This is a genomic window from uncultured Psychroserpens sp. (assembly GCF_947503375.1).
Lineage (GTDB): Bacteria > Bacteroidota > Bacteroidia > Flavobacteriales > Flavobacteriaceae > Psychroserpens.
Genome location: NZ_CANNDQ010000004.1, coordinates 322,796 through 337,293, shown reverse-complemented (window position 1 = coordinate 337,293; position 14,498 = coordinate 322,796). Strand labels below are relative to the sequence as shown.

Below are 14,498 nucleotides of genomic sequence, written 5' to 3'. Positions count from 1 at the left end.
GTTTGTGGTAGAGTACAACGAACCTAATAATGGTCAACGTAAAGAATTTAAAGCCCATTTTACCCTGAAAAGATAAAATGGATACTTGATAGTTTAAAAGCTGAATGAATTAAAATCCATTCAGCTTTTTTATGTTTTATTAATGATAGTATATGCTGAAGAAGATTTAAAAATACATTATAAGTATATTTAGATAAAATGTGCTTTCCATTTAATATAATAGAAGATATGAATGCAAATAAATAATCAAGGCTGAATTGTAAAATTCAGCCTTGATTATTTCTATTGTAGCTAGAAGCTTATTACAGATTGAAACCTAAAGTTAAAGTAACATTTGAATTGCTTGTGTCTAAAGTTGCGGCATCTGTTAAGCCAACTGAAAACAATTGATTATCAATAGTTCTTTGTGCATTATCATAAGTTAGATCTATTCGAGTATTACCAATATTATAACCTAAACCAAATGAATAACCTGTTAAGTTTCCGTAGAAAGAATCATCCTCATATGGACTTTCTTCAAAGCGATAACCACCTCTGAAGCTAAATTGTTTATGCTTGTATTCGCCTCCAAATCTATAGGTATTGGCTACTTTAAAAAGAGTACTCATAACTTGATTTTGTGATATGAAAAAGGGGTCAGAATCAGGTCTGAATTCAATATTTGTATAATCCTTTCTTGAATAATCAAAACTTAATAACCCTTTATCACCGAAAACATAAGCAAGACTACCTGTGATTTTTCCTGGAGAACGTAAACGATAATCAGGGAAAACGTTAACCACATTAGGATTCACATTTGCAGTGAAACTTCCATCAATATCGTTAACAATAGTAGAAAGGCCCTGTGTGGTTTCCTCAGTTATCGTGAACCAAGTAGGTGAATTGTATGTAAATCCAGCCCTAAACTCTTTTGTTAATTTGTAAATTGCTCCTAATTGGAAAGAAAAACCATTACCTCTGGTTAGCAGGCTATTGTTAAAAGCTACGTTAGTGACTACAGAATTTTCATTAGAATTAGATTCTCTAAAATAAGTAAACCTTTCATAATCTATAAAATGTGCATTTAGATTTAACCCTAAATATAATTTATTCTCATATTCTGCTGAAGCATTAAAACTAATTTTTCCGTTGTAACCTCTAGCTACATAATCATATTGTTGATTAAATGTGCCTGGAGCAATGTTTGAAGAATAATTTATATTTGCATCAGTATCACTATCTGGTTCTAATATAAAGGATTCAAATCCTAAAAAGGCTTGTTGATTCCCAAATCCAAAAGTAGAGCCGATCTCTAAATATGCTTGAGAAATAGTTTCGCCAGGAAACGCTGATATTTGATCTAAACGCTGACCTTGGGCATAAGCTAAGAAATAATTGTCAATTGAATTAGTATTCTGTCCCGAAGCAAACCATTGGTCATCATAATTACCTGTTTTATCATAGGCTATACTAATAACAAATTTGTTCCATGATGCATTTTCATTGGTGTTTGCAAATACGAAAGCAGCTCCTGCCTGATGTAAGTCGATTTTTGAATCTGATGATGAACTTCTTCCATTAAAAAACGAAATGTCATTATCAACAGTTAAGCTAGATAGTGATATTGAAGCGTGGCTTCGATTAAATATTGCAGATCCAGCTGGATTAACACTAACGGCAGACATATCTCCGCCTAAAGCTCCAAAAGCACCACTTAGGGCTCTAAATCGAGCACTTCCTTGTATTTCGTCTTGAGAATATCGTAATGCATCAGATATATCTTGTGCTATAGCATTAGACATAGCAAGGACACTTAAGACAATTAAACTTAATTTTTTCATTTATATTTTTTTTTTTTGAAATTTAGTGCTAAATAAATGTATGACCAATTTATCGTCTTCTTCCAGAAGAACTTCTCATTCCAGAAGATCTAGAAGATGAGCCACGACTACCTCTCATAGATGAACTCCGAGAAGTACCACTTGATCGTCTAACAGATGGAGAACTTCGTCTAACTGAAGAACTACTAGAGTTAGTTCTAGCTCTCGTGTTATTTCTTCTAGTAGTCGTTGTATTCATCCTACGAGTAGTACTATTAGGTCTTGTAGTTCTTACTGATGTATTTCTTCTAGTGGTAGTGCCTCTGTTATTAATTCTTCTAGTTGTGGTATTTCTAGTTGCTCTAGATCGACCATTGTTAAAAGAAGTTGAATTTCTTCTTATACCATTTGATGTATAAGACCTTCTATTTATTGCATTTCTGCTTGCATATACGTTTCCATAACCTCTTCTTCCTGCATTAAAAGCGACACCTCTATATCCTCTATTATAATAACCTGGAGGGCACCAAAAACCATTATTCCAACCAAAGCCTCCCCAGCCAAAGCCAGCATTCCAGCCTCCCCAGCCCCAGCCAGCATTCCAACCCCAATTATTCCAGCCCCAGCCCCAGCCAGCATTCCAACCCCAATTATTCCAGCCCCAGCCCCAATTATTCCATAACCAAGGATTATTCCAGCCCCAGTTATTCCAGCCGTTGTCTATAATGTTTATGGTTACATTTTCGTTAGCTTGGCCCCAACCTGCATACCCTGTTTGAGCACCATTTAGTTGCTCGTCTTCAATATAATCACTAGAGTAAGAGTCAATATCTGTAAATATGACCTCTTCATCAGTTGGGATGTCACTGTACTGATTTGATTTTTCTGCAAAATAATTTTTATAATAACTACTGTTGCTTGTAGTTTCTGTAGGAGCTTCAACTTCTTCCACAACTTCATTTTCATCATTATAGATACCATCACTATCATAACCAACATATTGGTATGATCCACAAGAAGCTAGAACAAATGTAAAGCTTAGTGCAACAAAAAATGGCAATTTTGTTTTTATGTAGTTATTAAATTGCATATCTCTTTATTTTTATTGTTGAACATTACAAAAATAGTTAGTTTTGTCGAACTATTTTTTTATTTAACATAATTACAAATTTTGTGCCAAAATACAGATCATGAGTAAAAATCTTACAAGCAGAGAAGAAGACTATTCAAAATGGTATAATGAGCTAGTCGTAAAGGCTGATTTAGCAGAGAACTCTGCTGTAAGAGGTTGTATGGTTATTAAACCGTATGGTTATGCAATATGGGAAAAAATGCAGGCCGAATTAGATAGAATGTTTAAAGAAACAGGTCACCAAAATGCTTATTTCCCTCTTTTTGTACCAAAAAGCTTATTTGAAGCTGAAGAAAAAAATGCTGAAGGATTTGCAAAAGAATGTGCTGTAGTAACACATTATAGATTGCAAAACGATCCTGAAAACAAGGGAAAGCTTCGTGTTGATCCAAATGCTAAGTTAGAAGAAGAGCTTGTGGTAAGACCAACTAGTGAAGCTATAATATGGAGTACTTACAAGGGTTGGATTCAAAGCTATAGAGATTTACCTATATTAATAAATCAATGGGCAAATGTTGTGAGATGGGAAATGAGAACACGTTTGTTTTTGCGTACAGCAGAATTTTTATGGCAAGAAGGTCATACAGCACATGCAACTAAGAAAGAAGCCATAGAAGAAGCTGAATTAATGAATAATGTTTATGCAGATTTTGCGGAAAATTTCATGGCTATACCTGTTATTAAAGGCGTAAAAACTGAAAGTGAACGCTTTGCTGGTGCAGTTGAAACATTTTGTATTGAAGCATTAATGCAAGATGGTAAGGCTCTGCAGGCAGGAACATCGCATTTTTTAGGGCAGAATTTTGCCAAAGCATTTGATGTTAAGTTTTCTAATAATGAGGGTAAATTAGATTATGTATGGGCAACATCTTGGGGAGTTTCTACACGATTAATGGGAGCACTAATCATGACGCATAGTGATGATAAGGGACTAGTTTTGCCGCCAAATTTAGCGCCTTTTCAAGTTGTCATTGTGCCTATTTATAAAAATGAAGAGCAATTAAATGCAATTACTGAAAAAGCTAATACTATAATTAAAGCGCTAAAATCTAAAGGGATTAGTTGTAAGTTTGATAATAGGACTACGCACAGACCAGGAGCTAAATTTGCACAGCATGAATTGCAAGGCGTACCATTAAGAATAGCAATAGGACCTAAAGATTTAGAAAATGGAACTATTGAATTGGCGAGACGTGATACGTTATCTAAGGAAGTCATTGATATGACGAATTTAACTGCCACTATTCAGAATTTACTTGAAGCGATGCAAACGGATTTGTTTGCAAAAGCTTTAAAATTTAGAAACTCTCATACTACTGAGGTAGACGACTTTGAGACCTTTAAAAAAGTTTTAGAAACAAAAACAGGATTCATTTCAGCGCACTGGGATGGTACTGCTGAAACCGAATTAAAAGTAAAAGAATTAACTAAAGCTACCATAAGATGTATTCCTTTAAATATGACTAAGGAAGGCGGAAAGTGTGTCTACAGTGGGAAGCCATCTAAAGGTAGAGTGCTTTTTGCAAAGGCATATTAATTTTTTTTTAAAAAAATTTGATTAGGTATTGCAACATTTAAAAATAGTTGTATTTTTGCATCCGCAATGAATAATTGCACGCTCATTTGAAATGTAATGTTGAATTACGATATTACAGTTAAATAAGACTCAAATGGCCCGTTCGTCTATCGGCTAGGACGCCAGGTTTTCATCCTGGTAAGAGGGGTTCGATTCCCCTACGGGCTACAATTTTTAATAAGAAAAAAATACAATGGCAAATCATAAGTCAGCTTTAAAAAGAATAAGAAGTAACGAAAAAAAACGTCTTATTAATAGATATCAGCATAAAACTACTCGTAATGCTATAAAGAAATTGCGTGAGATGGATAAAACTAAAGATGCTAAAGCATTTTTACCTTCAGTTATTTCTATGATTGATAAGTTAGCTAAGAATAACATTATACATAATAATAAAGCAGCTAATTTAAAGTCTAGCTTAACGAAACATGTTGCTACTTTAAAGTAATTACAAGCTAGTAAAAGCATATTAAAGCTTCTCTAATCGAGAGGCTTTTTTTATAGCATTTATTTTATAAAACAGTATATATATTAAAAAAAGCCTTGAATCAAGTAACTCAAGGCTAATTTTTCTATTTCAATTAAGTGTTTTTATCCATTCATTGATATAAGGAATTCTTCGTTGTTTCTTGTTTGTTTGAAACGATCATTGATAAATTCCATAGCTTCTACAGGGTTCATGTCTGCTAAATATTTACGCATTACCCACATTCTTTGTATCGTATTATCCTCAAGCAATAAGTCATCACGTCTTGTACTAGATGATGTGAGGTCAATAGCAGGGAAAATTCTACGGTTTGATATTTTACGATCTAATTGTAGCTCCATGTTACCAGTCCCCTTGAATTCTTCAAAGATAACTTCATCCATTTTTGAGCCTGTCTCTGTTAATGCAGTTGCTATAATAGTTAGAGAACCACCATTTTCTATATTTCGCGCAGCACCAAAAAATCGTTTAGGCTTATGTAAAGCATTAGCGTCAACACCACCACTCAATATTTTTCCTGAAGCTGGTTGCACAGTATTATATGCTCTTGCTAATCGCGTAATTGAATCCAATAAAATAACCACGTCATGTCCACATTCTACTAATCGTTTAGCTTTTTCTAAAACAATATTAGCAATCTTAACATGTTCATGAGCTTCTTTATCAAAAGTAGATGCAATAACTTCACCTCTAACATTGCGTTGCATATCTGTAACTTCTTCTGGACGCTCATCAATTAATAAAATCATTTGATAGACTTCTGGGTGATTTGCAGCAATAGCGTTTGCAACATCTTTCAAAAGCATGGTTTTTCCAGTTTTAGGTTGAGAAACAATCATACCTCTTTGCCCTTTTCCAATAGGAGAAAATAAATCCATGATACGCGTAGAAATAGTACTTTGCTTTTCAGCGATATTGAATTTTTCCTGTGGAAATAATGGTGTTAAATGTTCAAATGAAACACGATCTCTAACAACTTCAGGCTTTTGCCCATTGATCTTACTTACTTTTATCAACGGAAAATATTTTTCGCCTTCTTTAGGAGGTCTTACATGACCTAGAACAGTATCACCCGTTTTTAAGCCAAATAAACGGATTTGTGATTGCGACACATATATGTCATCAGGTGATGATAGGTAATTGTAATCTGAAGATCTTAAAAACCCATAACCATCTTGCATGATATCTAGTACTCCTTCACTTTCTATAATCGCATCAAACTCAAAATCTGGCTCTCTGTAGCGGTTACGATTATCTTTATTTCCATTATTCTTGTGAGGGTGGCTATCCTTTTGACGAGAGTTCGATTTATTATCATTATTTTTCTGACGATTATTTTGTTTATTATCGTGAGACTGTTGTGATTTGTTATCGTTCTCCTTTTGTTTGGTTTGATTATGGTCTTTTTTATGGTCTTTATTATTTTGCTTTTGATTATTAGATTTTGACTTTTCATCATTAGCATCTAACTCCATTTTTTGTTGACCATTACTTTGCTTTTGAGGCGTGTTTTTTTGAACCCTTTCTGTGCGCTGTTTTGGTTGTTGTTTTAATTGCTGCTTTTGCTCTTGTTTAGGAGCTTCTTTAACAGCTTCTTTTTTTACTATGTCTGGATTAGCTGCTTGAAAATCTAAGATTTGATAGACTAAGTCTAATTTTTTAAGAGTACGATATTTAGGTACATTTAATTTTTGAGCTATCTCCTGAAGCTCTGGGAGCTTCTTTGCTTTTAATTCGGAAATTTCGAACATGTATGTTTTATAATTAAGTTTAAAAACTGAAATTGATTTTATCCTAACTTTTCTAAAATGCGTTTACTGGGAAAAACTTGAAAAAAATCTGAAGATTAATAAACTGTAACTCTGTAGGTAACAATTTATATATGCAATAATACAATTTTATTTTAAATTTTGATATATCTTTTAAAAAGAAACTATTAATTTTGTCCCTTAATAATTAGAAATTAATGCTACAGCGTATTCAAACGGTATATTTGTTAATTGCAACAATCAGTTCTGCTGGTCTTATTTTTGTGTTTCATTTATGGACCAATATTTCAGATGAACCTGTTTTTGCTCAAGATGATTATTTGTATTTTGGTTTGTTTTTAGGTTCGGCATTATTATCTTTGATTTCGATTTTTAGTTACAAAAACAGGAAGTCTCAATTTGTATTGGGTCGACTTAACATCATATTAAACTTTATTTTATTAGGATTATTTGTATATCAATCGCTAAATATATCTGGAGAAACTAACGTTTCTGAGAAAGGTATTGGGATTCTTCTACCTATTTTATCTATCGTGTTTTTGGTTTTAGCCAATAAGGCCATAAAAAAGGATGAAGAACTTGTAAAATCTGTAGATCGATTGCGATAAGCCTATTATCTTAATTATTTTAGTGCGTAAGCCCAAGGTGAAGACCTTGGGCTTTTTTTAGTCATTAGTAACGTTTCGGGAATTCTATGATTTCTAAATTATCAATAACCTTACCATCAATTGTAAAACGAAGCATTGTTCGTGTTTTATGAAAACCATGTTTTCCAACAGCTCCAGGATTCATATGAAGCAAGTTATAACGTTTATCTGGCATTACTTTTAAAATATGCGAGTGACCACAAACAAAAATACGAGGAGGATTTCCTTTAATTAAATTCCTTGTTCTACTATTATATTTAGGTGGATAACCTCCTATATGTGTGATCCAAACATCAACACCTTCACAAAAGAATCTATTGTGTTCTGGAAACTCAACTCTTGCTTTAGCATCATCAATATTTCCATAAACTGCACGTAATGGTTTCAGTTTTTTTATAGAATCAGTTACTCTTAAATCACCAATATCACCAGCATGCCATACTTCATCTGCTTGTTTAACATGTTTTAAAATTGCATCGTCAATATAGCCATGAGTATCTGAAAGTAGTAAAATCTTTGTCATAGGATTTTGAAATACAGAAATCTTTTAATTATGTTAATGTAAGACAATAACTATTAAAACTATTTATCTTTGTGTCTTTACAAAAATACAGGTTTACTTGAGATATTTTATTGAATTATCATATAACGGAAAAGCATATCATGGTTGGCAAAACCAACCAAACGCTATTTCTGTTCAGCAAGTATTAGAAGAAGCGCTTTCAAAACTATTACGTTTAGATGTGTCTATTATGGCGGCTGGAAGAACAGATGCAGGAGTACATGCCTCACAAATGTTTGCGCATTTTGATTTTAACAATATTATTGATAAAACACTGGTATTTAAATTGAATTCTTTTTTGCCTAACGATATTGCTATTCATGATATATTTTTAGTAAATAATAATGCACATGCGCGTTTTGATGCTACTAGCAGAACATATATCTATAAGATTTCTCAACAGAAAAATGTATTCAATCATGATTTTTGCTATGCACTTCATAAACCTTTAGATCTTGACGTGATGAATTACGCAAGTCAAATCTTATCGGAGTATAATAATTTTCAATGCTTTTCTAAAGTACATACAGATGTAAAAACGTATTATTGTAATATCATGTATGCACAATGGGTGAAACAAGACGATCAATTTATATTTACCATTAAAGCAGATCGTTTTTTAAGAAACATGGTTAGAGCTATTGTTGGTACTATGGTAAATATTGGCCTTGGAAAAATGAATGTAGAAGATCTGCACGATGTGATTAAATCTAAAAATAGAAGTAAAGCAGGGTTTTCTGTACCAGCTCATGGATTATACTTAACAAAAATTGAATACCCTAAAACGATAAAACCTTAAGAATATTAATGACAACCAAAAAGAATAAAGTTTTTGACGTATCACTTTTTAAGCGATTATTGCAGTATATTAAACCGTACAGGTTAGTATTTATAGTATCGCTTATTTGTGTTGTTGGCTTGGCTATCTTCGGAGCTTTAAGACCTTATGTATTACAAGAAGCAATAGATAATCATGTAAGGATTCAAGATTATAATGGTTTTTTATTCTACATCTTAGTGATGCTTGCTTTGTTAGTTGTAGAAGTGATCAGTCAGCTGCTTTTTATATACTATGCAAGTTGGCTAGGACAGTCGGTGGTAAAGGATATTAGAGTGAAATTGTATGAGCATGTCCTTAGCTTTAGAATGAAGTATTACGACAAGTCTTCAGTAGGTGTTTTAATTACTCGCACAGTTACAGATATGGAGCGTATTGCTGATATATTTGGACAAGGATTGTTCATGATTTTCAGCGATATTCTGAAAATGTTGGTTGTGGCAGGTTTCATGGTGTTTATCAATTGGAAACTGAGTTTGATCGCTTTTGTAACAATGCCAATCATTTTATATGCCACAAAGATTTTTCAGAAGTATATGAAACGTGCTTTTGAAGAAGTACGTACAGAAGTATCTAACCTAAATTCGTTTGTTCAAGAACGTGTTACTGGCATGAAAATTCTTCAGTTATTTACAAGAGAAAATACCGAGTATAAGAAGTTTAAAACTATTAATGAACGCCACAAAAAAGGCTGGTTAAAAACAGTTTGGTATAATTCTATTTTCTTTCCAATTGCCGATTTTTTATCGTCTATTACACTTGGAACTATTATTTGGGTTGGCGGATTGATGGTTGTTGTTCAAGGAACAGCTACCGAAGGAAACTTATTTGCATTTATCATGTATGTTCCAATGTTATTTAGACCTTTAAATCAAATAGCAAATAAGTTCAATACATTACAAATGGGAATGGTCGCTGCTGATCGTGTGTTCAAAGTGTTAGACACTACATCTCAAATAGATGATACAGGTACAATGATTGCTTCAGAATTTAAAGGTGATATAGCGTTTAAAGACGTTCATTTTTCGTATGTAGAAGACGAAGAAGTCTTGAAAGGCTTAACACTTGATGTAAAAGCTGGAGAAACCATAGCTATAGTTGGAGCAACTGGAGCAGGAAAGTCAACTATTATTAATCTCCTAAATCGATTTTACGATATTCAAAAAGGAACCATTTGTATTGATGGTACAAATATTAAAAGCCTAACATTAAAATCATTGCGCGCACAAATCGCTGTGGTTTTACAAGATGTATTTTTATTTGCAGATACCATTTTTAATAATATTACACTTAAAAATCCTAGTATCACCTACGAGCAAGTTGAAAAAGCAGCAAAAGAAATTGGTATCCATGATTTTATAATGAGTTTGCCTAATGGATATCAATACAATGTTAAAGAGCGAGGTGTGATGTTGTCTTCTGGGCAGAGACAATTAATATCATTTTTACGCGCTTATGTTACTAATCCAAGTATTCTGGTTTTAGATGAAGCAACATCATCTGTTGATGCGTATTCAGAACAATTAATCCAAGTAGCAACAGAAAAGATTACTAACGATAGAACATCTATAGTTATTGCGCATCGTTTAGCTACTGTTCAAAAGGCAGATAAGATCATTGTCATGGATGCTGGCCTTATTGTTGAAAAGGGCACACATGATGAATTGCTGCAAAAAGAAAATGGATATTATAGAAATTTATACGAGGTTCAGTTCTTGAATGCTGAAGTCGCCTAGGTTTTATTATTGAGGTCTCATATCATTAAGAATAGACATCAGAGATTCTTTTCCTTCAATTAGATAAACACCTAGCAATATAATTGCCACAACACATACATATAGTATGATGTAAATAAAAAACGATAGTATCATTCTTCCAAATATTTCAGCAAAACTTATCTTGTAGAGTTTTTTAAAACAGTAAGATATGTATATAATTTGCATAGGTAAGTTGATGTAAGTTATAAGCCCTAGATCACCACCAAATGAAACACCAATAATATTAATAACTGCACCTAATAAAGATAGAAATGCCATCATATAAGTAAAGGTCACAATATGCTCTACATAGTTGTATTTTTTGTTGTCAAAAAAAACGATTCTAGAAATAAGAGCATAGATTGGAACAGATAACATCATAATGAGTGAAGAATAGTCCTGTACAAAACTGAATATAGCATTAAGAGTTGATTCATTTCCACCTACTGCTAATGAAGATAAATTGAGTTGTTCAGGAAAGTACTTTCTTAAAATTAACCATTCAAGACCAACCAGAGTTAGTGTAAGTCCAAAGAAGCTAATTGGGTTGACATAACGTTTCCTAACACCATCAATATAACTACCAATAACAGCATCAGGTTTTTTTACAAGATCAATAAATGTTCTTAATAGTTTATTGTCGTAATTGAAAAAGGTTTCACTAATGTGCTCAAATAAGTTCTTAAAAGTGAGGCGATTTCGTATCACTTTACCACCACAGTGATTACAAAAATCACTTTGTGCAGAGAGTTCAATATGACAATTTTTACAATTCATTCTTTAAATCATATCAGTTTTATAATACATATCGACCTAAAAAGTAACCTAAGATTGATACTAATACTATTAATACAATAAATATAAAACCTAATATTATCATTACTAAAATTAAATGAACAAATGTCATTAATAACGACGTATTGAAAACTCGTTTTAAGACATGAAAGAAATAAATAAGTATAAATAGAGTAGATAGAAAAGAGATCAACATAAAATTAACTCCAAAACATAAGAGAACTATGGTAACAAATGCATTTATAATTATAATTTGAGCCGAGTAGTATAGGTTAATTACGAGATGTTCTGTGAAATTAAATCTTCTAAGATCAGAAATCCAATACGTGAGATAAGTTGAAATGGCAGAAAAAGGAATGCTTAACACGTAGAATACGCTTTGGTAATTATTGTAATCAGCATATTCGAAATTTCTAAAAGGGTTGTTTTTTTGAGCTTCAGAATCCATCATAGGACCAAACATATTTGGATCTAATTCCATAGCTTCCCTAAAGAACGTATTCATCAAAAACACTTGGATCCCAACTAAAGTAAGTGATATTGCAAAAAATTGAATGACACTAATATATTTTTTGCGAATGCCATTGATAAATCCTTCAATAACCACTTCGGGTTTTGTAAACAGATGAATAAATGTCTTTAGTAGCTTATTGTCAAGATTAAAAAACTGCTCATTAATGTCGGCAGCAATCGTCTTCATTGACAATCGCTTCTTAACAATTTTTGCACCACAAAGCGGACAATAATTGATCTGTTCATTTAAAGTTGTATTACAGTTTTTACACGTCATAAATCACACTAGATCTTTCTTTAGGAGTTCAAGTAGTTCCTGTATGTTTTCAAACATCACAAATTCACCATTCTTGATGTAAGAAACCTGACCTGTCTCTTCACTTACAACTAACGCAATAGCATCTGTTTTTTCAGTAATACCAACTGCAGCTCTGTGCCGAAGACCAAATCTATTCGGAATGGTTTTTTCATTATTAACGGGTAGAATTACTCGAGTGGCCTTTACCACATTCCCTTCGATGATAATTGCACCATCGTGTAATGGGCTGTTCTTAAAAAAGATACTTTCTATAATAGGTTGAGTTACTTTAATATTCATCTCATCTCCAGTATTGGTCAAGAAATCGAGGTTGTTATTACGTTCCAATACAATCAAAGCACCTGTTTGAGTACTTCCCATCTTTCGGCAAGCTGCTATAATAGCATCAATGTTAGTCTCGGTATCAACTTCACTCTTTAAAAACTTCATTTTACTGAAGAGTTTACCACGACCACTTAAGTTTGTAGAACCTACCATAAGTAAGAACTTTCGTATTTCAGGTTGAAATACGACGATCAATGCAATAATACCAACCTTCATAAAGCCATCAAAAATGTTATGCAACATATACATTTCAAGAAGGTCTGTAACTTTCCAAACAAGATAAATAACGATAATTCCAATAAAAATATTGATAGCAACAGTGCCTTTAACAAGCTTATAGATGTAATAGAGTAGAATAGCAACTAGAAATACGTCGATGAAATCGATAATCCCAAAATCCCAAAATTTGAATTTATCCAAGGCTAGCGTGTTTCTGTAAATTTAACAAATTAAGTTTAATAAATGAATTCATTGTTATTTATTGAAATGCGATTGCTTTCAATTGAATTTAAATAGGATTTTATTTTAATATAATCTCCAAATGATAAAGCACGATTAAATTTTAATATTAATTTAAAAATACTCGTAGACCTGATTTTAGATATAGTTGAAAGGTATGTTTCAATTTGACCCAAGTCAAAAGAGTAAAGCGTATTATGCACCAATTCATTTTTTTCAAAATAAAGTATTATTTCTTGAGTAATATCTGGTCCTTGTGTTACCATTAGCGATGATTTTACTTCACTAATAGCTTTTATAAATTCCTTTTTATTAAATGGTTTAATACTATCAGTGCTTATATTATTTGTTTTGTCAAAATTGTAATGAACATTTGTAAACTCTAAAAACCCTAAGTTTTTTATACTTGTATCATTACAGGTGTAGTAATTTTTAGCAGCTTCATTTTTGTGCATTTTAGCATTGCGTTTTTTGTCTTGTAAAAGCTTAATTTTTGGAATGGCTCTCTCTAAAGTTAATCGCTTATCTACATTAATTAACCAATTGGTTGTACTTATTAGGTTTTTTCGGTTGAGCTCTACCTTATCTACTTTTGTTTCATCATAAAACAAATAGGCGTGAGAAACATCATGCACTTCAGTGATCTTTGCGTTTTCTATCTCTGGAAGTAAAATTGTTTTTTCATTGCTACAAGAGATGAAAACCAATGAAATAAGTATAAAATAAAAAGACTTCATTACGTTTGTAGTTGTTGGGTTAATGTAATACATTCCATCGCTTCCTTTACATCATGAACTCGCAAGATAGTTGCTCCTTTTTGCAGAGCAATAGTGTTGAGTACTGTTGTGCCATTGAGCGCTTCTTCTGGTGAAATGTCTAGACTTTTATAAATCATAGATTTTCTTGAAAGACCAACTAAAATAGGTAATTCAGTAATTTTCAAAAGCTCTAATTTATTGAGCAATTCATAATTTTGAGCTATCGTTTTAGCGAATCCAAAGCCAGGGTCTATAATCATATCTACTATTCCTAAAGCTCTTGCTTTGGCCATTCGTTCAGAAAAATAAAACAGGATATCTTTTAATAGATTACTATAATTAATGAATTGCTGCATTGTTTGAGGTGTTCCCTTCATGTGCATCATAATGTATGGCACGTTCAGTTTTGCAATCGTGCTTAGCATATTTTCGTCTAAATGACCAGCAGAGATATCGTTTACCAGACAGGCACCAGCATTAACGGCTTGTTCTGCTACTTCACTCCTAAAGGTATCAACTGAAATAAGTGTTTCAGGAAACTCTTTTAAAATCAATTCAATTATTGGTACCACACGATCTAATTCTTCAGCAACAGAAATGTCATCTGCATTAGGTCTGGAGCTATAACCACCAACATCAATAAAAGTTGCGCCTTGTTCGATCATGTTTTTTACCTGGCTTACTATTGCCATAGAATTTTTATAGTTACCACCATCATAGAATGAGTCTGGTGTAACATTCAAAATACCCATTATTTTGGGTT

At 32.5% G+C, this 14,498-nt stretch carries 14 protein-coding genes and 1 tRNA gene; 6 read left to right on the top strand and 9 right to left on the bottom strand.

Annotated features, from left to right (window positions below; translation table 11 throughout):
• Positions 1 to 302 precede the first annotated feature (302 nt).
• On the bottom strand, positions 303 to 1,820 hold the full coding sequence (locus Q0876_RS09365; protein ID WP_299226704.1) for an OmpP1/FadL family transporter: 1,518 nt from the start codon (positions 1,818 to 1,820) through the stop codon (positions 303 to 305).
• Positions 1,821 to 1,869: 49 nt separating this feature from the next.
• The gene (locus tag Q0876_RS09360) at positions 1,870 to 2,889 is read right to left on the bottom strand and encodes a hypothetical protein (RefSeq protein ID WP_299226702.1); all 1,020 of its coding nucleotides are present in this window, start codon (positions 2,887 to 2,889) and stop codon (positions 1,870 to 1,872) included.
• A gap of 100 nt (positions 2,890 to 2,989) precedes the next feature.
• Between Q0876_RS09360 and proS the strand changes: the two genes are divergently transcribed.
• The 3 genes from proS (at position 2,990) to rpsT (ending at position 4,955) form a co-directional block, all read left to right on the top strand.
• Positions 2,990 to 4,468 (top strand): proline--tRNA ligase, encoded by a 1,479-nt coding sequence (proS, locus tag Q0876_RS09355; RefSeq protein ID WP_299226699.1) that lies wholly within the window; start codon positions 2,990 to 2,992, stop codon positions 4,466 to 4,468.
• A 135-nt stretch (positions 4,469 to 4,603) separates the two neighbouring features.
• A tRNA-Glu gene (locus Q0876_RS09350) sits at positions 4,604 to 4,675 on the top strand.
• A gap of 25 nt (positions 4,676 to 4,700) precedes the next feature.
• Positions 4,701 to 4,955: a 30S ribosomal protein S20 gene (gene rpsT, locus Q0876_RS09345; RefSeq protein ID WP_299226696.1), complete on the top strand. Its 255-nt coding sequence runs from the start codon at positions 4,701 to 4,703 to the stop codon at positions 4,953 to 4,955.
• Between the two features lie 143 nt (positions 4,956 to 5,098).
• Here the strand turns inward: rpsT and rho are convergent, their stop codons facing one another.
• On the bottom strand, positions 5,099 to 6,745 hold the full coding sequence (rho, locus tag Q0876_RS09340) for a transcription termination factor Rho (RefSeq protein ID WP_299226694.1): 1,647 nt from the start codon (positions 6,743 to 6,745) through the stop codon (positions 5,099 to 5,101).
• 215 nt (positions 6,746 to 6,960) lie between these two features.
• On the opposite strand from rho, the gene Q0876_RS09335 reads away from it, so the two are divergent.
• The gene (locus Q0876_RS09335; protein ID WP_299226691.1) at positions 6,961 to 7,371 is read left to right on the top strand and encodes a DUF4293 domain-containing protein; all 411 of its coding nucleotides are present in this window, start codon (positions 6,961 to 6,963) and stop codon (positions 7,369 to 7,371) included.
• A 64-nt stretch (positions 7,372 to 7,435) separates the two neighbouring features.
• On the opposite strand, the gene Q0876_RS09330 is transcribed toward Q0876_RS09335, so the two are convergent.
• The gene (locus tag Q0876_RS09330; protein WP_299226688.1) at positions 7,436 to 7,933 is read right to left on the bottom strand and encodes a metallophosphoesterase family protein; all 498 of its coding nucleotides are present in this window, start codon (positions 7,931 to 7,933) and stop codon (positions 7,436 to 7,438) included.
• A gap of 97 nt (positions 7,934 to 8,030) precedes the next feature.
• On the opposite strand from Q0876_RS09330, the gene truA reads away from it, so the two are divergent.
• Both truA and Q0876_RS09320 read left to right on the top strand, forming a co-directional pair.
• Positions 8,031 to 8,771, top strand: a complete 741-nt coding sequence (gene truA, locus Q0876_RS09325) for a tRNA pseudouridine(38-40) synthase TruA (protein ID WP_299226685.1) — start codon at positions 8,031 to 8,033, stop codon at positions 8,769 to 8,771.
• 8 nt (positions 8,772 to 8,779) lie between these two features.
• Positions 8,780 to 10,546, top strand: a complete 1,767-nt coding sequence (locus Q0876_RS09320) for an ABC transporter ATP-binding protein (protein WP_299226682.1) — start codon at positions 8,780 to 8,782, stop codon at positions 10,544 to 10,546.
• Positions 10,547 to 10,552: 6 nt separating this feature from the next.
• Here the strand turns inward: Q0876_RS09320 and Q0876_RS09315 are convergent, their stop codons facing one another.
• From Q0876_RS09315 to folP, 5 genes are read right to left on the bottom strand one after another with little or no spacing between them, the layout of a single operon-like run.
• Positions 10,553 to 11,344 carry a DUF3667 domain-containing protein gene (locus Q0876_RS09315; protein WP_299226679.1) on the bottom strand — a complete coding sequence of 264 codons (792 nt, stop codon included), beginning with the start codon at positions 11,342 to 11,344 and terminating at the stop codon, positions 10,553 to 10,555.
• Positions 11,345 to 11,363: 19 nt separating this feature from the next.
• A complete protein-coding gene (locus Q0876_RS09310) occupies positions 11,364 to 12,152 on the bottom strand; it encodes a DUF3667 domain-containing protein (RefSeq protein WP_299226677.1) in 789 nt (262 codons plus the stop codon).
• 3 nt (positions 12,153 to 12,155) lie between these two features.
• Complete coding sequence (cdaA, locus tag Q0876_RS09305) at positions 12,156 to 12,938, bottom strand: diadenylate cyclase CdaA (protein WP_299226674.1); 783 nt, start codon at positions 12,936 to 12,938, stop codon at positions 12,156 to 12,158.
• Between the two features lie 35 nt (positions 12,939 to 12,973).
• Positions 12,974 to 13,714, bottom strand: a complete 741-nt coding sequence (locus Q0876_RS09300) for a hypothetical protein (RefSeq protein ID WP_299226671.1) — start codon at positions 13,712 to 13,714, stop codon at positions 12,974 to 12,976.
• A complete protein-coding gene (gene folP / locus Q0876_RS09295) occupies positions 13,714 to 14,487 on the bottom strand; it encodes a dihydropteroate synthase (RefSeq protein ID WP_299226749.1) in 774 nt (257 codons plus the stop codon). The genes Q0876_RS09300 and folP overlap by 1 nt, the downstream gene beginning before the upstream one ends.
• Positions 14,488 to 14,498 lie beyond the last annotated feature (11 nt).